29 protein-coding genes and 1 pseudogene are annotated in these 17,266 nt (G+C 62.0%); all 30 read right to left on the reverse strand.

The genetic code is table 11. The annotated features are described in order from the left end of the window. Positions 1–623: AAA family ATPase (locus EOB36_RS03950; protein ID WP_128284345.1), on the reverse strand; the 623-nt coding region annotated here is incomplete at its 3' end. Between the two features lie 50 nt (positions 624–673). Then, complete coding sequence (locus EOB36_RS03955) at positions 674–2,161, reverse strand: DegQ family serine endoprotease (RefSeq protein ID WP_127205467.1); 1,488 nt, start codon at positions 2,159–2,161, stop codon at positions 674–676. A 192-nt stretch (positions 2,162–2,353) separates the two neighbouring features. Next, positions 2,354–2,785: a 50S ribosomal protein L17 gene (gene rplQ, locus EOB36_RS03960; RefSeq protein WP_023799277.1), complete on the reverse strand. Its 432-nt coding sequence runs from the start codon at positions 2,783–2,785 to the stop codon at positions 2,354–2,356. A 96-nt stretch (positions 2,786–2,881) separates the two neighbouring features. Further along, a complete protein-coding gene (locus EOB36_RS03965; RefSeq protein ID WP_023799278.1) occupies positions 2,882–3,892 on the reverse strand; it encodes a DNA-directed RNA polymerase subunit alpha in 1,011 nt (336 codons plus the stop codon). Positions 3,893–4,075: 183 nt separating this feature from the next. Then, complete coding sequence (rpsK, locus tag EOB36_RS03970) at positions 4,076–4,465, reverse strand: 30S ribosomal protein S11 (protein WP_023799279.1); 390 nt, start codon at positions 4,463–4,465, stop codon at positions 4,076–4,078. A 157-nt stretch (positions 4,466–4,622) separates the two neighbouring features. Further along, complete coding sequence (rpsM, locus tag EOB36_RS03975; RefSeq protein ID WP_029352234.1) at positions 4,623–4,991, reverse strand: 30S ribosomal protein S13; 369 nt, start codon at positions 4,989–4,991, stop codon at positions 4,623–4,625. Between the two features lie 191 nt (positions 4,992–5,182). Continuing rightward, the gene (locus tag EOB36_RS03980; RefSeq protein WP_127205468.1) at positions 5,183–5,791 is read right to left on the reverse strand and encodes an adenylate kinase; all 609 of its coding nucleotides are present in this window, start codon (positions 5,789–5,791) and stop codon (positions 5,183–5,185) included. Next, on the reverse strand, positions 5,788–7,128 hold the full coding sequence (gene secY / locus EOB36_RS03985; protein WP_095488570.1) for a preprotein translocase subunit SecY: 1,341 nt from the start codon (positions 7,126–7,128) through the stop codon (positions 5,788–5,790). The genes EOB36_RS03980 and secY overlap by 4 nt, the downstream gene beginning before the upstream one ends. Positions 7,129–7,319: 191 nt before the next feature. After that, complete coding sequence (gene rplO, locus EOB36_RS03990) at positions 7,320–7,793, reverse strand: 50S ribosomal protein L15 (RefSeq protein ID WP_095488569.1); 474 nt, start codon at positions 7,791–7,793, stop codon at positions 7,320–7,322. Positions 7,794–7,815: 22 nt separating this feature from the next. Continuing rightward, entirely contained in the window at positions 7,816–8,013 is a 198-nt protein-coding gene (rpmD, locus tag EOB36_RS03995; protein WP_006205449.1) for a 50S ribosomal protein L30, read from the reverse strand. A 24-nt stretch (positions 8,014–8,037) separates the two neighbouring features. Further along, complete coding sequence (rpsE, locus tag EOB36_RS04000) at positions 8,038–8,601, reverse strand: 30S ribosomal protein S5 (protein ID WP_006333394.1); 564 nt, start codon at positions 8,599–8,601, stop codon at positions 8,038–8,040. 82 nt (positions 8,602–8,683) lie between these two features. Next, a complete protein-coding gene (gene rplR / locus EOB36_RS04005) occupies positions 8,684–9,043 on the reverse strand; it encodes a 50S ribosomal protein L18 (RefSeq protein WP_029352225.1) in 360 nt (119 codons plus the stop codon). 85 nt (positions 9,044–9,128) lie between these two features. Beyond that, on the reverse strand, positions 9,129–9,662 hold the full coding sequence (gene rplF / locus EOB36_RS04010; protein WP_023799285.1) for a 50S ribosomal protein L6: 534 nt from the start codon (positions 9,660–9,662) through the stop codon (positions 9,129–9,131). 97 nt (positions 9,663–9,759) lie between these two features. Beyond that, complete coding sequence (rpsH, locus tag EOB36_RS04015) at positions 9,760–10,158, reverse strand: 30S ribosomal protein S8 (protein WP_006205453.1); 399 nt, start codon at positions 10,156–10,158, stop codon at positions 9,760–9,762. A 12-nt stretch (positions 10,159–10,170) separates the two neighbouring features. Next, positions 10,171–10,476 (reverse strand): 30S ribosomal protein S14, encoded by a 306-nt coding sequence (gene rpsN / locus EOB36_RS04020; RefSeq protein ID WP_029352223.1) that lies wholly within the window; start codon positions 10,474–10,476, stop codon positions 10,171–10,173. Positions 10,477–10,504: 28 nt separating this feature from the next. After that, a complete protein-coding gene (gene rplE, locus EOB36_RS04025; RefSeq protein ID WP_095488568.1) occupies positions 10,505–11,083 on the reverse strand; it encodes a 50S ribosomal protein L5 in 579 nt (192 codons plus the stop codon). Beyond that, positions 11,076–11,390 (reverse strand): 50S ribosomal protein L24, encoded by a 315-nt coding sequence (gene rplX, locus EOB36_RS04030; RefSeq protein ID WP_013531428.1) that lies wholly within the window; start codon positions 11,388–11,390, stop codon positions 11,076–11,078. The genes rplE and rplX overlap by 8 nt, the downstream gene beginning before the upstream one ends. 12 nt (positions 11,391–11,402) lie before the next feature. Next, on the reverse strand, positions 11,403–11,771 hold the full coding sequence (rplN, locus tag EOB36_RS04035) for a 50S ribosomal protein L14 (protein ID WP_006205457.1): 369 nt from the start codon (positions 11,769–11,771) through the stop codon (positions 11,403–11,405). A gap of 71 nt (positions 11,772–11,842) precedes the next feature. Next, entirely contained in the window at positions 11,843–12,082 is a 240-nt protein-coding gene (gene rpsQ, locus EOB36_RS04040) for a 30S ribosomal protein S17 (RefSeq protein ID WP_023799288.1), read from the reverse strand. 11 nt (positions 12,083–12,093) lie between these two features. Further along, the gene (rpmC, locus tag EOB36_RS04045; RefSeq protein WP_006205459.1) at positions 12,094–12,294 is read right to left on the reverse strand and encodes a 50S ribosomal protein L29; all 201 of its coding nucleotides are present in this window, start codon (positions 12,292–12,294) and stop codon (positions 12,094–12,096) included. A 13-nt stretch (positions 12,295–12,307) separates the two neighbouring features. Further along, entirely contained in the window at positions 12,308–12,721 is a 414-nt protein-coding gene (gene rplP / locus EOB36_RS04050) for a 50S ribosomal protein L16 (protein WP_023799290.1), read from the reverse strand. Positions 12,722–12,748: 27 nt separating this feature from the next. Beyond that, positions 12,749–13,474: a 30S ribosomal protein S3 gene (gene rpsC, locus EOB36_RS04055; RefSeq protein WP_095488567.1), complete on the reverse strand. Its 726-nt coding sequence runs from the start codon at positions 13,472–13,474 to the stop codon at positions 12,749–12,751. Then, on the reverse strand, positions 13,474–13,863 hold the full coding sequence (gene rplV, locus EOB36_RS04060) for a 50S ribosomal protein L22 (RefSeq protein ID WP_006205462.1): 390 nt from the start codon (positions 13,861–13,863) through the stop codon (positions 13,474–13,476). Before rplV ends, rpsC begins: the two co-directional genes overlap by 1 nt. Before the next feature lie 2 nt (positions 13,864–13,865). Beyond that, positions 13,866–14,144 carry a 30S ribosomal protein S19 gene (gene rpsS, locus EOB36_RS04065; protein WP_006205463.1) on the reverse strand — a complete coding sequence of 93 codons (279 nt, stop codon included), beginning with the start codon at positions 14,142–14,144 and terminating at the stop codon, positions 13,866–13,868. Positions 14,145–14,160: 16 nt separating this feature from the next. Further along, the gene (gene rplB, locus EOB36_RS04070; protein WP_095488566.1) at positions 14,161–14,994 is read right to left on the reverse strand and encodes a 50S ribosomal protein L2; all 834 of its coding nucleotides are present in this window, start codon (positions 14,992–14,994) and stop codon (positions 14,161–14,163) included. A gap of 23 nt (positions 14,995–15,017) precedes the next feature. After that, on the reverse strand, positions 15,018–15,311 hold the full coding sequence (locus EOB36_RS04075; RefSeq protein WP_010909275.1) for a 50S ribosomal protein L23: 294 nt from the start codon (positions 15,309–15,311) through the stop codon (positions 15,018–15,020). Next, the gene (rplD, locus tag EOB36_RS04080; RefSeq protein ID WP_126106700.1) at positions 15,308–15,928 is read right to left on the reverse strand and encodes a 50S ribosomal protein L4; all 621 of its coding nucleotides are present in this window, start codon (positions 15,926–15,928) and stop codon (positions 15,308–15,310) included. Before rplD ends, EOB36_RS04075 begins: the two co-directional genes overlap by 4 nt. Continuing rightward, on the reverse strand, positions 15,928–16,674 hold the full coding sequence (gene rplC / locus EOB36_RS04085; protein ID WP_095488565.1) for a 50S ribosomal protein L3: 747 nt from the start codon (positions 16,672–16,674) through the stop codon (positions 15,928–15,930). The genes rplD and rplC overlap by 1 nt, the downstream gene beginning before the upstream one ends. Positions 16,675–16,768: 94 nt before the next feature. Further along, positions 16,769–17,077: a 30S ribosomal protein S10 gene (gene rpsJ, locus EOB36_RS04090; protein ID WP_006205468.1), complete on the reverse strand. Its 309-nt coding sequence runs from the start codon at positions 17,075–17,077 to the stop codon at positions 16,769–16,771. A 63-nt stretch (positions 17,078–17,140) separates the two neighbouring features. Next, positions 17,141–17,266 (reverse strand): annotated as a pseudogene (gene tuf / locus EOB36_RS04095) (elongation factor Tu); the annotation flags it as partial.

Here is a 17,266-nt window from a genome sequence, read left to right on the forward strand (position 1 = left end):
GCGCGACCATCGCCATCGCTCATGCGGACGAGCATCGCCCTCGCCTCGTCGTCGAGCGGCAGCTCCCTGCCCTCGGTCTCCTCCGCCCGCGCCAGCAGCTTGGCGATGCTGTCCTCACCGAGCGAATGGAAGACCAGCACGCGGGCGCGGGACAACAGCGCGGCATTCAGCTCGAAGGACGGGTTCTCGGTGGTGGCGCCAACCAGCACGACAGTGCCATCTTCCATCACAGGCAGAAAACTGTCCTGCTGGGCGCGGTTGAAGCGATGGATCTCGTCGACGAAAAGCAGCGTCTGACGGCCATTGGTGCGACGCAGCTTCGCCGTCTCGAACACTTTTTTCAAATCGGCGACGCCGGAAAACACCGCCGATATCTGCTCGAAGGCAAGGCTGGTTTCGCCGGCAAGCAACCGCGCGACGGTAGTCTTGCCCGTCCCCGGCGGCCCCCAGAAGATCATCGAGCCGAGCGAGCCTGAGCCGATGAGCCGCGTCAGTGCGCCGTCAGGCCCGGTCAGATGCTCCTGGCCAACGACCTCGGCAAGGTTCTTCGGGCGCAGTCGGTCGGCCAGCGGCCTGCCGGGCGGCGCTTTTTCCGGTTCATCGACACTGAACAGATCGGCCATGCACTTCTTTTCGTTGGAGCGCGATCTCGTCCGAAGGATCGAGTTCGGGCTTAGTAACGCAACACCTGGCGCAGTATCTGCCCGCCTCGCTCGACGGTAAAGCGCCACCAGCGAGTCTCCTGCATGGATGCCTGTTCCAGGGTCGCTGCGGTATCGATGGTCAAGCCATTGACCTCGCGAACGATGTCGCCCGGCTGGAAGCCGAAGCCGGCTGCGGGTGAGCCACGATTGATGTCGATCACGGTAACGCCCTTGGCATCCGTGCGCATGCCTAGCCGCTGAGCGAGCCGAGGCGACAGTTCAGCAACCTTGGCACCGGAAAACGGGCTGCGGCCGCGCAGCGTCACTTCCGCAAGTTTTGCACCTTCCGGAGCGCGCTGCAGCGCGATGTCCATCGTCGCTTGCTGGCCTTTGCTCAGCACGGCGAAGCTGGCACTGGTGCCGATCGACAGCGTCGCCATCCGGTAATCCAGCGCCTCGATACTCTCGACCGGCGTGCCGTTGAGCGACAACACGACGTCACCGGCCTTGAGCCCCGCCGTGGCCGCCGGCCCTGCTGCTTCGACAGACGAGACCAGCGCGCCGGTCGAGGTCTCCATGCCGAGCGATTCGGCGATCTGCGGCGTCACGCGCTCGAATTCGGCGCCGATATAGGGCCGCTCGAAGAAGTCGCGCCCGGCCTTGGCCGCATCGGCAAAAGCGCGAACCATGTTGGAAGGAATAGCAAAGCCGATGCCGATCGAGCCGCCGCTACGGCTGTAGATCGCCGTGTTGATGCCGACGAGCTGGCCGCCCATGTTGATCAGCGCGCCGCCGGAGTTGCCGGGATTGATCGCGGCGTCGGTCTGGATGAAGAAACTGGAATCGGAAACGCCGATGTGGCTGCGGGCAAGCGCCGAAACAATGCCGCTGGTTGTGGTCTGGCCGACACCGAAGGGATTGCCGATGGCCAGCAACAGGTCGCCAACCTCGAGCGCATCGGAATCACCGATGGCGACGACCGGAAATGGCTTGTCGGCGGAGATCTTGAGCACAGCGAGGTCAAGCGTCTCGTCCTTGAGCAGCACCTTGCTGTCGAATTCACGCCCGTCCGCGGTAGCGACCTTGACCTGATCGGCATCCTTGATGACGTGGAAATTGGTGACCACTATGCCCGTCGGATCGACCAGCACGCCGGAGCCGAGCGAGGACTGCGCACGCGGCTGCGAACGGCCGAAGAACTCTTCGAAGAACGGATCGCCGTCGAAGGGCGATCTCATCTTGGCCGTTTGCGAGGCATAGACATTGACCACGGCCGGCGCCGTCTGCTTGACCAGCGGCGCGAAGGACAGTTGCACCTCCTCGCGGCCGAATGGCACGCGCTTGTCTGGACCGGAGGTGGCATTTTCGCCTTCGGCGCCGCGCAGCAGGTCGGTCAGCACATCGGACAGGCCGGGATCGGCTTTGGTGTCCTGCGCCAGCGCCTGCCTGGCCGCCGGCACGACTGCCAGCGCCATCAAGGCGCAGAGTAGAACAAGGGACAGCCGTTTTACGTGCATTCCGAATCCTCCGGGTCGGGCGCCATTGTCCCGACGATTGTGCAAAATGAAAGGCTAAGGCGCTGAAATCCGATTATTTTGGGCGGAAAGGCATGAGCTGAGCCAAGAAGTCGCAGCAAATGCTCCTTGCCGCTTCCGGAATGCGAAAAGGGGCCCGCAGGCCCCTTAAACTCACTCAGGAGAAACCGAAGCTTATGCAGCTGCGGCTTCCTCGTCGGTGCCTTCGGCCTCGATGCGGGCACGGTCGCCGGCGCCTTTGGCCGAGGTGTCGCGATCGACGAACTCGATGACCGCCATGGCGGCATTGTCACCGTGGCGGAAGCCCGCCTTCATGATGCGCAGATAACCGCCGTTGCGGGTGGCGTAGCGCGGCGCGATCGTGTCGAACAGACGCTTGACGACGCCTTCATTGCCGATCTGGGCAATCACCTGACGGCGGGCATGCAGATCACCGCGCTTGCCGAGCGTCACCAGCTTCTCGACGATCGGACGCAGATCCTTCGCCTTCGGCAATGTGGTGAGGATCTGCTCATGCTCGATGAGCGATACGGCAAGGTTGGCAAACATCGATTTGCGATGGCTTATGCTGCGGGCGAACCGGCGGCCTTTAAATCCGTGGCGCATGGCTCTTCTCCTTCATTCCGGGTTCAAGAGGCCACAGCCTCAGTTGGTTAGCCGCATGATCTTGCCCGAAAAGTCTGCAACTTTTCGGGATCATGCTCAATATTGATCTTCGTAACGCTTGGCGAGGTCTTCGATGTTTTCCGGCGGCCAATCCGGCACTTCCATGCCGAGGTGCAGGCCCATCGCCGCCAAGACTTCCTTGATCTCGTTCAGCGACTTGCGGCCGAAGTTCGGGGTGCGCAGCATCTCGGCTTCGGTCTTCTGGATCAGGTCGCCGATATAGACGATGTTGTCGTTCTTCAGGCAGTTGGCCGAACGCACCGAAAGCTCGAGCTCGTCGACCTTCTTGAGCAGCGCCGGGTTGAAGGCAAGCTCGGTCACCTGCTCGGCGGCGACTTCCTTCTGCGGCTCGTCGAAATTGACGAACAGGCCAAGCTGATCCTGCAGGATGCGAGCGGCGAAAGCCACCGCGTCCTCGCCCGAGATCGAACCGTCGGTGTCGATCGTCATGGTCAGCTTGTCATAGTCGAGAACCTGGCCCTCGCGGGTGTTCTCGACCTTGTAGGAAACCTTCTTGACCGGCGAGTAGAGGCTGTCGACCGGGATGAGGCCGATCGGCGCGTCTTCGGCGCGATTGCGGTCGGCCGGAACGTAGCCCTTGCCGGTATCGACGGTGAACTCCATGCGGATTTCAGCGCCTTCGTCCAGCGTGCAGATGACGTGGTCGGGGTTGAGGATCTCGACGTCGCCGACCGTCTGGATGTCGCCGGCGAGAACGGCGCCCGGTCCCTGCTTGCGCACGACCATGCGCTTGGGGCCGTCGCCTTCCATGCGGATGGCGATTTCCTTGATGTTCAAGACGATGTCGGTCACGTCCTCGCGCACGCCGGCGATGGACGAGAATTCATGCAGAACGCCGTCGATCTGCACGGCGGTCACAGCCGCGCCACGCAACGAAGACAGAAGCACGCGACGCAGCGCATTGCCGAGGGTAAGACCAAAGCCGCGCTCGAGCGGCTCGGCGACCAGCGTGGTCAGCGTCTTCTTCTTCGACGAAAACTCGATCTTGTTCGGCTTGATCAGTTCCTGCCAATTTTTCTGGATCATAATACTTTCCTTCCGTTGACCCGCCACCATCCAATCGTGGCGGGCGACCTGGAATGCCGTGGAGGAACGCAACTGGGCGTTCGCGCGGCGTTCGGTAATTTCCTAAAGCGCGTCGCGCTTTAGGTCTCTGTTTTTATGCATGTCGTTGCCCCAAAACCGCTGCGCACTTTTGGGCGACATGCTTTAGACGCGGCGCTTCTTGCGCGGGCGGCAGCCATTGTGCGGGATCGGCGTCACATCACGGATCGAGGTGATGGTGAAGCCGGCTGCCTGCAGCGCGCGCAGCGCCGATTCACGACCGGAGCCGGGTCCGCAGACCTCGACCTCGAGCATGCGCATGCCGTGTTCCTGGGCCTTCTTGGCGACGTCTTCGGCAGCCATCTGGGCAGCGAACGGCGTCGACTTGCGAGACCCCTTGAAGCCCTGGGCTCCCGCCGACGACCAGGCAATCGAATTGCCCTGCGCGTCGGTGATGGTGATCATCGTGTTGTTGAAGGTCGAGTTGACGTGGGCAACGCCCGACGAGATATTCTTGCGTTCGCGACGGCGAACACGTGTGGCTTCCTTGGCCATGATGGTCCTTTCAGTTGATCTCTACACCGCCGTAATGCCAGCGGCTCCACCTTGCTAAGGGAGTAGGGGAATAGGGCAGTAGGGAGTATGTCTGGCCGCAGACGAACCGCGCCGCATTACATACTGCCTTACTGCCCTACTCCCATATTCCCCTAAATTACTTCTTCTTGCCGGCGATCGACTTGGCCGGGCCCTTGCGGGTGCGCGCATTGGTGTGCGTGCGCTGGCCGCGAACCGGCAGCGAGCGGCGATGACGCAGGCCGCGATAGCAGCCGAGGTCCATGAGCCGCTTGATGTTCATCGACACTTCGCGGCGCAGATCGCCCTCGACCTGATAGTCGCGGTCGATCGTCTCGCGGATCTGCAGCACTTCCGCGTCGGTCAGCTGGTTGACGCGGCGCTCGGCCGGGATGCCGACCTTGTCGACGATCTCCTGGGCGAAGTTCTTGCCAATGCCGTGAATGTACTGAAGCGCAATGACGACGCGCTTGTTGGTCGGAATGTTAACGCCAGCTATACGAGCCATGTTCTTCTCTTCTCCATGTGGGCCGGACAAGCCGGCGCTATCAAAGTTGCCCCGCGTCCGGTGGAGGCCGGCCCATGCGGGAGTTTCCAGTTCAAAGCGGCTGCCTTGCCCTTGCGGGCAAGCAAGCCTCATGCCTGATAGGAAGACGGGCCGCCATACCCCAGCGAGCCGCTCCAGTCAAGCGTAATCGTTTATTTTCCGTTTGCCGCCCCTTGGGTCGCGGCCGCGAGCACCACTTCGATCTGTTGCGTCACCGCATCAATGTCGGCCATTCCGTCGACACCTCTCAGCTTGCCCTTGGCATAGTAGTAGCCGATCAGCGGCGACGTTTTCTTGTAGTACTCCCTCAGGCGCTCTTCGAACACCGCCGGATTGTCGTCTTTGCGTACCGGCAGACCCGCGGCCTTGGCCTGTTCGGCGCGCTTGCCGATTCGACCAACCAGTGCCTTGTCGTCGACGACGAGTTCGATGACAGCGTCGAGCGTGAGGCCGCGATCCGAGAGCATCGATTCAACCGCGTCCGCTTGCACCAAGGTTCGCGGGTATCCGTCAAGGATGAATCCCCCGGCGCAATCGGCCTGATCGATCCGCTCGGCCACGATGGCGTTGACGATGGCGTCGGAGACCAGTTCGCCCGCGTCCATCACCGCCTTGGCGCGTTTGCCGACATCGGTGCCGGCCTGGACAGCAGCGCGCAGCATATCGCCCGTGGAGAGTTGGGGTATGCCGTATTTTTCTACCAGTCTTTGTGCTTGCGTCCCCTTGCCCGCCCCTGGCGGTCCAAGCAATATCAACCTCATCTGGCCTTTTTCCCCCCGCGCAGCTTCGACTTCTTGATCAGGCCCTCATACTGATGCGCGATCAGGTGACCCTGAATCTGCGCCACCGTATCGAGCGTTACACTGACCACGATCAGAAGCGATGTGCCACCGAGGTAGAATGGTACGCCAGTCGCTGAAATCAGGAACTCGGGCAGCAGACACACCAGCACCAGATAGATGGCGCCGACGACGGTGATGCGGGTGAGAACATAGTCGATGTAATCGGCCGTGCGCTCGCCCGGACGGTAGCCCGGAATGAAACCCGAATGCTTCTTGAGCTGGTCGGCGGTGTCCTTCGGGTTGAAGACGATCGCCGTATAGAAGAAGGCGAAAAACACGATCATCGCCGCATAGAACGCCATGTAGAGCGGCTGGCCATGGCCGAGTGCCGCGAGCACGGTGCTGGCCCAGGCTGGCATGTTGGTGGTCTGCGAGAAGCCTGCGACCGTCGCCGGCAGCAACAGCAGCGAAGAGGCGAAGATCGGCGGAATGACGCCGGCCGTATTGAGCTTGAGCGGCAGGTGCGAAGTGTCGCCCTGGAACATGCGGTTGCCGACCTGGCGCTTCGGATACTGGATCAGCAAGCGCCGCTGGGCGCGCTCGAAGAACACGATCAGCGCGATGACGACGACGGCGAGAACGATGATCGCCAGGATCAGGCCGGTCGACAGCGCGCCGGTGCGGCCAAGTTCCAGCGTACCGGAGATGGCTTGCGGCAGGCCGGCGACGATGCCGGAAAAGATGATCAGCGAAATGCCGTTGCCGATGCCGCGGGCGGTGATCTGCTCGCCGAGCCACATCAGGAACATGGTGCCGCCGACCAGCGTGATGACCGTCGAGACGCGGAAGAACATGCCTGGATCGCTGACGATGCCGTTGCCGCCTTCCAGTCCGACCGAAATGCCATAGGCCTGGACCAGCGCTAAAAGCACGGTGCCGTAGCGCGTGTACTGGTTGATGACCTTGCGGCCCTGCTCGCCTTCCTTCTTCAGCGCTTCCAGCGACGGGATGACGGAGGTCATCAGCTGCATGATGATGGAAGCGGAGATATAGGGCATGATGCCGAGGGCAAAGATCGCCATGCGCTCCACGGCGCCGCCGGCGAACATGTTGAACATGCCGAGCACGCCCTTGCTCTGCGACGAGAAGGCCTGGGCGAAAGCGTCGGGATTGATGCCGGGCAGCGGGATATAGGTGCCGAGGCGGTAGACGAGCAGCGCACCGATGGTGAACCAGATGCGCTTCTTCAGATCCTCCGCCTTGGCGAAGGCCGAGAAATTCAGATTCGAGGCTAGTTGTTCAGCAGCCGAAGCCATGCCTGATTCTCCGCTTGGTCACGCTCGATGGCCCGCAACTCAGGCGGCGCGTGTCACCGAAGCTCACGAGATAAGCTCCGGACTGCAAACATGCAAGCGGCCGCGTTGACGCGGCCGCCATATTGGTCGGATCAAAGCGCAATCAAAAGCGAAACGTATCCCACTCTTGCCGATCGCGCTTCAAATCGACGTTACTCGGCGGCTGCCTTTTCCGGCAGCTTCACCGAACCGCCGGCCTTTTCGATCTTCTCGATGGCAGCCTTGGAGGCGCCGGCCACGTCGAAGGCGAGTTTCGACTTGATGTCGCCGTCGGAGAGGATGCGCACGCCGTCCTTGACGCGGCGAATGACGCCGGCAGCGACCAGCGCTTCGGCCGTCACAGTCGTCTTGGCGTCGAGCTTCTTGGCGTCGAGCGCGGCCTGGATGCGGGCCAGCGACACGACAGTGAAGCTCTTGGCGAAGATGTTGTTGAAGCCACGCTTCGGCAGACGCCGGTAGAGCGGCATCTGGCCGCCCTCGAAGCCGTTGATGGCGACGCCGGAGCGCGCCTTCTGACCCTTGACGCCGCGACCGGCGGTCTTGCCCGAGCCGGAACCGATGCCGCGGCCGAGACGCTTCTTGGAATGCGTCGCGCCGTCCTTGTCACGCAGATCGTTGAGTTTCATCTGAGTTCTCCTGCGCTCTGGCTCAGCCCTCGTCCACGACGCGGACGAGATGCTGGACGGCAGCGATCATGCCGCGCACGGAGGGGGTGTCCTCCAGCGTGCGCTGCTTGTGCATCTTGTTGAGGCCGAGGCCGACCAGCGTCGCGCGCTGCTCCTTCGGCCGGCGGATCGGCGAACCGATCTGCTCGACGGTGATGGTCTTGGTTGCTTTCTTGGCCATGGTCAAAATCCCTGGTCAGATCGACTATTCTTCGGCCGCAACGGCGGTGCCGCGGCGGGCCTGAAGGGTCGAATACTTGATGCCGCGCGCAGCGGCCACATCTTTGGGATGCATCTGGCTCTTCAGCGCGTCGAAGGTGGCGCGAACCATGTTGTACGGGTTCGACGAACCCATCGACTTGGCAACCACGTCATGCATGCCTAGCGTCTCGAAGACGGCGCGCATCGGCCCGCCGGCGATGATGCCGGTACCCTGCTTGGCAGCGCGCAGCAGAACGCGTCCGGCTCCCCAACGTCCCTCGACGTCGTGGTGCAGCGTACGGCCCGAGCGCAGCGGCACGAAGATCATGTCGCGCTTGGCCGATTCGGTCGCCTTGCGGATCGCCTCAGGCACTTCGCGCGCCTTGCCATGACCGAAGCCGACGCGGCCCTTCTGGTCGCCGACGACGACGAGTGCTGCAAAGCCGAAGCGCCGGCCGCCCTTGACGACCTTGGCGACGCGGTTGATGTGGACGAGCTTGTCCACCATGCCGTCGTCGCGCTCTTCGCGATCACGGCCGCGGCCGCCATCCCTACGTTCCTGTGCCATATCCTGTTCCTTGTTTTTTTCCGGAAGCACGGTTGATGATGATATCCGGTTCCCTCTGTGGGGTTGCCGGGGGCGAAACTTTTTAGAAGCTCAAGCCGCCTTCACGGGCAGCCTCGGCCAGTGCCTTGACGCGGCCGTGATAGATGTACGGTCCGCGGTCGAAGACAACTTCCTTGACGCCGGCCTTCGAAGCGCGCTCGGCAATCAACTTGCCGATTGCCACTGCGGCGGCAGTGTCGGCACCGGTCTTGAGCGAACCCTTGAGGTCCTTCTCCAGCGTCGAGGCGGCAGCGATGGTGTGGCCCTTGGCGTCGTCGATGACCTGCACGTAGATGTTCTTCGACGTGCGGTGGACCGACAGGCGCGGACGCTCGCCTGCGACCTTCTTGATCTGGCGGCGGACGCGCTGAGCGCGGCGTTGGGTGGATTCTTTCGAGCCCATGATATCAGTTCCTTGCCTTCAAAAAACGGGGGCAACCCTGTGCGGTAGGACAAGCCTCCCGCGACCGCTCCCCGCGGCGTTGAAATTACTTCTTCTTGCCTTCCTTGCGGACGATCTTCTCGCCAGCGTAACGAACACCCTTGCCCTTGTACGGCTCGGGACCGCGATATTCGCGGATCTCGGCAGCAACCTGGCCGACCTTCTGCTTGTCGATGCCGGTCACGGTGATTTCCGTCGGCTTCGGCACGGTGATCGTGATGTCCTGCGGCGTTTCGTAGACGACGTCATGGCTGAAGCCGAGCGCAAGCTGCAGGTTCTTGCCCTGCATGGCGGCGCGATAGCCGACGCCGGTGATCTCGAGCTTCTTTTCGAAGCCGTCCTTGACGCCCTGCAGGATATTGACGATCTGCGTGCGCGACATACCCCATTTGGAGCGGGCGGTCTTGGTCTGGTCGCGCGGCTGGACAGCGATCTCGCTGCCTTCCATCTTGACCAGCACTTCGTCGTTCACCACGAACTTCAGCTCACCCTTGGGGCCCTTCGCCGTGACGGTCTGGCCGTCAACGGTCGCGGTCACGCCCTGCGGCAGCGAAACGGGTTTCTTTCCAATACGAGACATTTTGTTGTCCTCGTCACTTCTCTTGTTTCAGGTCTCTATTTTCGAGCGAGATCTTGCCCGAAAACCGGTAACCACTTTTCGGGATCTCGCTGCCAGATCAGAAGATCTGGCAGAGGATTTCCCCGCCGACATTCTGTTCACGCGCTTCGTGGTCGGCCATCACGCCCTTCGGCGTCGAAAGGATGGCGATGCCGAGGCCGTTGGCGACGTGCGGGATCGACTTCGCCGAAACGTAGACGCGACGGCCCGGCTTCGAGACGCGGGCGATTTCGCGCACGACCGGCGCACCGTCGAAATACTTCAGCTCGATCTCGATTTCGGACTTGCCGTTGTCGAAGTCGGTCTGGCTGTAGTCGCGGATATAGCCTTCCGCCTTCAGCACGTCGAGGACGCGGGTACGCAGGCGCGAAGCCGGCGTCGAAACGCTCGACTTCTTGCGGCCATAGGCGTTGCGGATGCGGGTCAGCATATCGCCGAGAGGATCGCTCAATGACATGTTATGTCCTCCTTACCAGCTCGACTTGACCAGGCCCGGGATCTGGCCGTTATTGCCGAGATCCCGAAGCGCGATGCGCGATACTTTGAGCTTGCGATAGTAGGCACGCGGACGTCCGGTGACTTCGCAGCGGTTGCGGATGCGGATCTTGGCCGAGTTGCGCGGCAGTGCCGCAAGCTTCAGCTGAGCGCGGAAGCGCTCTTCCATCGGCTTGGACTGATCCATGATGATCGCCTTGAGGGCCTTACGCTTGGCAGCGTACTGGTCCACAAGCTTGCGGCGCCTGTTGTTCTTCTCGACTGAGCTGGTCTTTGCCATTTCAGATTTTTTCCTTTTCTCGCTGCCGTTACTGGCGGAAGGGGAAGTTGAAGGCCTTGAGCAATGCCCTGGCTTCGTCGTCCGTCTTCGCAGTCGTACAAACGATGACGTCCATGCCCCAGATCTGATCAACCTTGTCGTAGTTGATCTCCGGGAACACGATGTGTTCCTTGATGCCCATGGCATAGTTGCCACGGCCATCGAAGCTCTTCGGATTGAGCCCGCGGAAGTCGCGGACGCGCGGCAGCGCGATGTTCACGAGGCGGTCGAGGAACTCGTACATGCGTTCCTTGCGCAGCGTGACCTTGGCGCCGATCGGCATCTTTTCGCGGACCTTGAAGCCGGCGATCGAATTGCGGGCGTGGGTGACGACGGCCTTCTGGCCGGCGATCATCGCAAGATCTTCCGCAGCGATCGAAGGCTTCTTCGAATCGCCGGTGGCTTCGCCGACGCCCATGTTCAGCACGATCTTGTCGATGCGCGGAACCTGCATCTCGTTCTCGTAGCCGAACTGCTCCTGCAGCGCCTTGCGAATGGTCTCGTTGTAGACCTGCTTGAGGCGCGGCGTGTTCTGAGCAGTCGCCTGCTTGGTTTGAGACTTAGCCATTGATGACTTCTCCCGAGCGCTTGGCGACGCGCACCTTCTTGCCGTCCTTCTGGAAGATGAAACCGACGCGGGTCGGCTTGCCATCCTTGGGGTCGGCCAGCGCGATGTTCGACAGCTGGATCGGCGCTTCCTTGGTGATGATCCCGCCCTCTTGGGACTGGGACTGCTTCTGGTGACGACGGATCATGTTGACGCCGCGCACCAGCGCGGTGTCTTCCTTCGGCTGTACCGAGAGGACTTCGCCCGAACGGCCCTTGTCCTTGCCGGCCAGCACGACGACCTTGTCGCCTTTTCTAATCTTCTGCATTGGTCCGGCTCCTTACAGCACTTCAGGCGCGAGCGAGATGATCTTCATGTGGTTCTTGGCGCGGAGTTCGCGCGGAACCGGTCCGAAGATACGCGTGCCGATTGGCTCTTTCTTGTTGTCGACGAGAACGGCCGCGTTCTTGTCGAAACGGATCACGCTGCCGTCCGGGCGGCGGATGTCCTTGGCCGTGCGAACCACGACCGCCTTCATCACATCGCCCTTCTTGACGCGGCCGCGCGGGATGGCTTCCTTGATCGACACCACGATGATGTCGCCCACGGAAGCGTATTTCCGCTTCGAGCCGCCCAGCACCTTGATGCACATGACACGACGAGCGCCGGAATTATCCGCGACGTCGAGGTTTGTTTGCATCTGAATCATGACTGGCCGCCTTCTTCTCTTCTAACGGGACGGGCTCAAAGCCCCTCCCCGGTCTGTCCAAAATTCGTTGTTTACGCCTGGTCCGAAGACACTACGGTCCAGCGCTTGTCCTTGGAAATCGGCTTCGATTCCTGGATGAACACCTGATCGCCGACCTTGTGGGCGTTGTTCTCGTCGTGCGCCTTGTACTTCTTGGTCATGCGCACGGTCTTCTTCATCACGGGATGCGTGAAGCGCCGTTCGACCTTGACGACAACCGTCTTCTCGTTCTTGTCGCTGACGACGGTGCCCTGCAGAATGCGCTTTGGCATGGTTTTCGTCCTTAAGCCTTCTTAGCCGCGGATTTTTCCGCAGCGATGGTCTTGATACGCGCAATGTCCTTGCGGACCTGCCTCACGCGCGCGGTCTTCTCGAGCTGGCCGGTGGCCTTCTGGAAGCGCAGGTTGAACTGCTCCTTCTTCAGGCTGGCCAGATCGTCGGTCAGCTGGTCCTGGGTCTTGGTCCGGATGTCTTCGGCTTTCATGATCAGCCCGTCCTTATTCTGCGATGCGCTGTACGAAGCGCGTCCTGACCGAGAGCTTGGCCGCGCCGAGACGCAGCGCCTCACGGGCGGTTTCCTCATTGACGCCGTCGATCTCGAACATGATACGGCCGGGCTTGACGCGCGCCGCCCAGTAATCGACCGCGCCCTTGCCCTTGCCCATGCGGACTTCGGTCGGCTTCGACGTCACCGGCACGTCCGGAAAGATACGGATCCAGACGCGGCCGGCGCGCTTCATCTCACGAGTGATCGCGCGGCGGGCCGCCTCGATCTCACGCGCGGTGACGCGGTTCGGCTCAAGCGCCTTCAGCCCGAAACCGCCGAAATCCAGATTGGTGCCACCCTTTGCGGCACCATGGATACGACCCTTGAACTGCTTGCGGAACTTTGTGCGCTTTGGCTGCAGCATCGTTCTAACTCCAAATTCTCAACTGTCTCAGGCGTTTTCGCGACGGCGACCGCGTTCGCGCTCACCACCACCGCCATGCGCATGATCGCCCTCGGTCGCGCGGCGCTCCGAAGCCATCGGGTCGTGCTCGAGGATTTCGCCCTTGAACACCCAGACCTTGACGCCGCAGATGCCGTAAGCGGTGTGCGCCTCGGCCGTGCCGTAGTCGACGTCGGCGCGCAGCGTATGCAGCGGCACGCGACCTTCGCGGTACCATTCCATGCGCGCGATCTCGGCGCCGCCGAGACGGCCTGCGCAGTTGATGCGGATGCCTTCGGCACCGAGGCGCATCGCAGACTGCACGGCGCGCTTCATGGCGCGGCGGAACGCGATGCGGCGCTCGAGCTGCTGGGCGATCGACTGGGCGACCAGCGTCGCGTCAATCTCGGGCTTGCGCACCTCGACGATGTTCAAATGCGTCTCAGACTTCGTCATCTCCATCAGCTTCTTGCGAAGCTTTTCGATGTCGGCGCCCTTCTTGCCGATGATCAGACCGGGACGCGCCGCATGGATGGTGACGCGGCACTTCTTGTGCGGACGCTCGATCACGACCTTCGAAATCGCAGCCTGCTTGAGTTCCTTCTCAAGATACTTGCGGATCTTGATGTCCTCATGCAGCAGCTTGCCGTACTCGCCGGTGTTCGCGAACCAGCGCGAATCCCAGGTGCGGTTGATGCCGAGACGCAGACCGATCGGATTGACTTTCTGGCCCATTATGCGGCCTCCCCTTTTTCTTCGACTTCACGAACGACGATCGTGAGGTGCGAGAACGGCTTCTCGATACGGCTGGCGCGACCACGGCCACGGGCATGGAACCGCTTCATGACGATCGACTTGCCGACATAGGCTTCCGCCACGATCAGCGCATCGACGTCGAGGTCGTGGTTGTTTTCCGCGTTGGCGATCGCCGATTCCAGCGTCTTCTTGACCGTGCCGGAAATCCGCTTGGCCGAGAATTCGAGATCGGAAAGCGCTGTCGCGACCTTCTTGCCGCGGATCAGCGCGGCAACGAGGTTCAGCTTCTGCGGGCTGATACGGATCGTGCGCAACACGGCGCGCGCTTCGTTGTCAGCAAGCCTGCGCGGAGCTTTGGCCTTGCCCATGATTATTTCCTCTTCGCCTTCTTATCCGCGCCATGACCGTAATAGGTCCGGGTCGGAGCGAATTCACCGAACTTGTGGCCGACCATGTCCTCGTTCACCGAAACGGGAACGTGCTTCTGGCCGTTGTAGACACCGAAGGTGAAGCCGACGAACTGCGGCAGGATGGTGGAGCGACGGCTCCACATCTTGATCACCTCATTGCGACCACCTTCACGAACCTTGTCCACCTTCTTGAGAAGGTAGCCGTCAATGAAGGGGCCTTTCCAAATCGAACGAGTCACTTGGCGTTACCTCTTCTTAGCTCTTGCGCTGATGGCGCGAGCGCAGGATGAACTTGTCGGTCGCCTTATTGGACCGCGTCTTCTTGCCCTTGGTCGGCTTGCCCCAAGGCGAAACCGGATGGCGGCCACCCGAGGTGCGGCCTTCGCCGCCGCCATGCGGATGGTCGACCGGGTTCATGGTCACGCCGCGGTTGTGCGGACGTTTTCCCCGCCACACCGTGCGGCCTGCCTTGCCGTCATTGATGTTGCCGTGGTCCGGGTTGGATACGGCGCCGACAGTGGCCATGCACGAGCCGTGGACGACACGCTGCTCGCCTGAGTTCAAGCGCAGGATCGCCATGCCCTGGTCACGGCCGACGAGTTGGGCGTAGCCGCCAGCCGAACGGGCAACCTGGGCGCCCTTGCCCGGCTTCAGCTCGATGTTGTGGACGATCGTGCCGACCGGCATCGAGGCCAGCGGCATCGCATTGCCCGGCTTCACGTCGACCGCTTCGCCAGCCACGATCTTGTCGCCGGCAGCAAGGCGCTGCGGAGCGATGATGTAGGACAGCTCGCCATCGTCATACTTGATCAGCGCGATGAAGGCGCTGCGGTTCGGATCGTATTCAATACGCTCGACCGTGCCGACAACGTCGAACTTGCGGCGCTTGAAGTCGATGATGCGGTACGTGCGCTTGTGACCGCCGCCGATGAAGCGGGCCGTGATGCGGCCGTAATTGTTGCGGCCGCCCGACTTGGTCAGGCCTTCGGTCAGGCCCTTGACGGGCTTGCCCTTGTAGAGGCCCGAGCGATCGACGATGACCAGCTGGCGGGTGCTCGGCGTTATCGGGTTGAATTTTTTCAGTGCCATGTTTGTTGTCCTCGCGGTCTTGCTCAGAGACCCGTCGCGACGTCGATCGACTGGCCGTCGGCCAGCGTCACAATCGCCTTCTTGACGTCGCTCTGGCGGCCGATCGTGCCGCGGAAGCGCTTGATCTTGCCCTTGCGGACAAGCGTGTTCACGGCCATCACCTTGACGCCGAACAGCGCTTCGACGGCGGCCTTGATTTCCGGCTTCGACGCCTTCTTGGCGACGTTGAAGACGACCTGGTTCTGCTCGGAAGCCATGGTCGACTTTTCGGTGATCGCCGGCGAGACGATCACGTCGTAGTGACGAAGGTCGGTCATTTGAAGCGCTCCTCGAGAGCCTCGACGGCGGCCTTCGAGAGGACCAGCGTGCCGCGGCGCAGAATGTCGTAGACGTTGATGCCCTGGATGGGCAGCACGTCGATGTTCGGGATGTTCGTCGCCGCCAGCTTGAAGTTCTTGTCGAGCTCGGCGCCGCCGATCAGCAGGGCGTTGGACAGGCCCAGCGTCGCGAAATTCGCGATCAGCGCCTTGGTCTTGGCCTCAGTCATCATCAACTCGTCGATAATGATGAGCGATGCGCTCTTGGCCTTGGCCGAAAGAGCATGCTTGAGGCCCAGCGCACGCACCTTCTTCGGCAAATCGTGCTCGTGGCTGCGGACGACCGGACCGTGGGCCTTGCCGCCGCCGCGGAACTGCGGAGCGCGTGCCGAATGGTGGCGGGCGCGGCCCGTACCCTTCTGCTTGTACATCTTGGCGCCGGTCCGAGCGATCTCGGCGCGACCCTTGGTCTTGTGCGTGCCCTGCTGCTTCTTGGCAAGCTGCCAGCGCACGACGCGCTGCAGAATGTCCTCGCGCGGATCAAGGCCGAAAATCTCCTCGGAGAGTTTCACCTTGCCGGCGTCCTTGCCGCCAAGCGTTGTGATCTTGAGGTCCATTATTCCGCTCCCTCTGTGGCCGGGGCATCTACGGTGGCCGGGGCATCGTTCTTGGCGCCATCATTGGTCGCAATGGCGCGGATTGCGGCGGGCTTCGGCGCATTGGCCGGCAGCGCAACCTTGGCCGCGTCGCGGACCAGGATCCAGGCACCCTTCGAACCAGGAACCGCGCCGCGGATCAGGATCAGACCGCGATCGGCATCGGTCGAGACGACCTCGACATTCTGCGTTGTGACGCGGGTGTCACCCATGTGGCCAGCCATATGCTTGCCCTTGAACACCTTGCCCGGATCCTGGCGCTGGCCGGTCGAGCCGTGCGTGCGGTGCGAGACCGAGTTGCCGTGGGTCGCGCGGCCACCGCCCATGTGGTGCCGCTTGATAACGCCCTGGAAACCCTTGCCGATCGTGGTTCCCGTCACATCGACCTTCTGGCCGGCGACGAAATGATCGACGGTGATCTCGGCGCCGACATCGATCATGTTGTCGGCGGAGACACGGAATTCGGCAACCTTGGCCTTCGGCTCGACGGAAGCCGTCGCGAAATGGCCGCGCATCGCCTTCGACGTGTTCTTCACCTTGGCAAGGCCAACGCCGAGCTGGACGGCGGTATAGCCGTTCTTCTCCTGCGTGCGCTGCGCCACGACCTGGCAGTTCTCCATCTGGAGAACAGTGACGGGAACATGTTCCCCGGCATCGTTGTAGATGCGGGTCATTCCCACCTTCTTTGCAATCACACCTGAACGCATCGGTTCAATTCCTTTAGAGTTCCCTGTCGGGGCTGTCGCCCCTCCACGCCTCTTGTTCCTTCAGAGTTCCGGGTCGCCCCGCCCCTCTGGTTCCTTAGAGCTTGATCTCGACGTCGACACCGGCGGCAAGATCGAGCTTCATCAAAGCGTCGACCGTCTGCGGGGTCGGGTCAACGATATCGAGCAGACGCTTGTGCGTGCGCATCTCGAACTGCTCGCGGCTCTTCTTGTCGACGTGAGGCGACCGGTTGACCGTGAACTTTTCGATCCGCGTCGGCAGCGGAATGGGGCCGCGGACGTTGGCGCCGGTGCGCTTGGCCGTCGACACGATTTCCCGCGTCGAGGCGTCAAGCACCCGGTGATCAAACGCCTTCAGGCGGATGCGGATATTCTGTCCGTTCATGCGTCACTTCCTTGTTCTGGCGCGGCGCGGGCAGCGCCCGCGACAGATCGGTTTAAGTCCAAATTACTCTTTGATGGTGACGACGATGCCGGCACCGACGGTGCGGCCGCCTTCACGGATGGCGAAGCGCAGCTTCTCTTCCATGGCGATCGGCACGATCAGCTCGACATCGACCGTGATGTTGTCGCC

The organism is Mesorhizobium sp. M6A.T.Cr.TU.017.01.1.1 (assembly GCF_004023115.1).
GTDB classification, from domain to species: domain Bacteria; phylum Pseudomonadota; class Alphaproteobacteria; order Rhizobiales; family Rhizobiaceae; genus Mesorhizobium; species Mesorhizobium mediterraneum.

Coding starts and splice junctions, on each gene's coding strand:
- EOB36_RS03955 (WP_127205467.1), bottom strand. CDS start 2,161: ATGCACGTAAAACGGCTGTCCCTTGTTCTACTCTGCGCCTTGATGGCG.
- rplQ (WP_023799277.1), bottom strand. CDS start 2,785: ATGCGCCACGGATTTAAAGGCCGCCGGTTCGCCCGCAGCATAAGCCAT.
- EOB36_RS03965 (WP_023799278.1), bottom strand. CDS start 3,892: ATGATCCAGAAAAATTGGCAGGAACTGATCAAGCCGAACAAGATCGAG.
- rpsK (WP_023799279.1), bottom strand. CDS start 4,465: ATGGCCAAGGAAGCCACACGTGTTCGCCGTCGCGAACGCAAGAATATC.
- rpsM (WP_029352234.1), bottom strand. CDS start 4,991: ATGGCTCGTATAGCTGGCGTTAACATTCCGACCAACAAGCGCGTCGTC.
- EOB36_RS03980 (WP_127205468.1), bottom strand. CDS start 5,791: ATGAGGTTGATATTGCTTGGACCGCCAGGGGCGGGCAAGGGGACGCAA.
- secY (WP_095488570.1), bottom strand. CDS start 7,128: ATGGCTTCGGCTGCTGAACAACTAGCCTCGAATCTGAATTTCTCGGCC.
- rplO (WP_095488569.1), bottom strand. CDS start 7,793: ATGAAACTCAACGATCTGCGTGACAAGGACGGCGCGACGCATTCCAAG.
- rpmD (WP_006205449.1), bottom strand. CDS start 8,013: ATGGCCAAGAAAGCAACCAAGACCATCACCGTCGAGCAGATCGGTTCG.
- rpsE (WP_006333394.1), bottom strand. CDS start 8,601: ATGGCACAGGAACGTAGGGATGGCGGCCGCGGCCGTGATCGCGAAGAG.
- rplR (WP_029352225.1), bottom strand. CDS start 9,043: ATGGGCTCGAAAGAATCCACCCAACGCCGCGCTCAGCGCGTCCGCCGC.
- rplF (WP_023799285.1), bottom strand. CDS start 9,662: ATGTCTCGTATTGGAAAGAAACCCGTTTCGCTGCCGCAGGGCGTGACC.
- rpsH (WP_006205453.1), bottom strand. CDS start 10,158: ATGTCATTGAGCGATCCTCTCGGCGATATGCTGACCCGCATCCGCAAC.
- rpsN (WP_029352223.1), bottom strand. CDS start 10,476: ATGGCAAAGACCAGCTCAGTCGAGAAGAACAACAGGCGCCGCAAGCTT.
- rplE (WP_095488568.1), bottom strand. CDS start 11,083: ATGGCTAAGTCTCAAACCAAGCAGGCGACTGCTCAGAACACGCCGCGC.
- rplX (WP_013531428.1), bottom strand. CDS start 11,390: ATGCAGAAGATTAGAAAAGGCGACAAGGTCGTCGTGCTGGCCGGCAAG.
- rplN (WP_006205457.1), bottom strand. CDS start 11,771: ATGATTCAGATGCAAACAAACCTCGACGTCGCGGATAATTCCGGCGCT.
- rpsQ (WP_023799288.1), bottom strand. CDS start 12,082: ATGCCAAAGCGCATTCTGCAGGGCACCGTCGTCAGCGACAAGAACGAG.
- rpmC (WP_006205459.1), bottom strand. CDS start 12,294: ATGAAAGCCGAAGACATCCGGACCAAGACCCAGGACCAGCTGACCGAC.
- rplP (WP_023799290.1), bottom strand. CDS start 12,721: ATGCTGCAGCCAAAGCGCACAAAGTTCCGCAAGCAGTTCAAGGGTCGT.
- rpsC (WP_095488567.1), bottom strand. CDS start 13,474: ATGGGCCAGAAAGTCAATCCGATCGGTCTGCGTCTCGGCATCAACCGC.
- rplV (WP_006205462.1), bottom strand. CDS start 13,863: ATGGGCAAGGCCAAAGCTCCGCGCAGGCTTGCTGACAACGAAGCGCGC.
- rplB (WP_095488566.1), bottom strand. CDS start 14,994: ATGGCACTGAAAAAATTCAACCCGATAACGCCGAGCACCCGCCAGCTG.
- EOB36_RS04075 (WP_010909275.1), bottom strand. CDS start 15,311: ATGACCGACCTTCGTCACTACGACGTGATCGTCTCGCCGGCGATCACC.
- rplD (WP_126106700.1), bottom strand. CDS start 15,928: ATGGACCTCAAGATCACAACGCTTGGCGGCAAGGACGCCGGCAAGGTG.
- rplC (WP_095488565.1), bottom strand. CDS start 16,674: ATGCGTTCAGGTGTGATTGCAAAGAAGGTGGGAATGACCCGCATCTAC.
- rpsJ (WP_006205468.1), bottom strand. CDS start 17,077: ATGAACGGACAGAATATCCGCATCCGCCTGAAGGCGTTTGATCACCGG.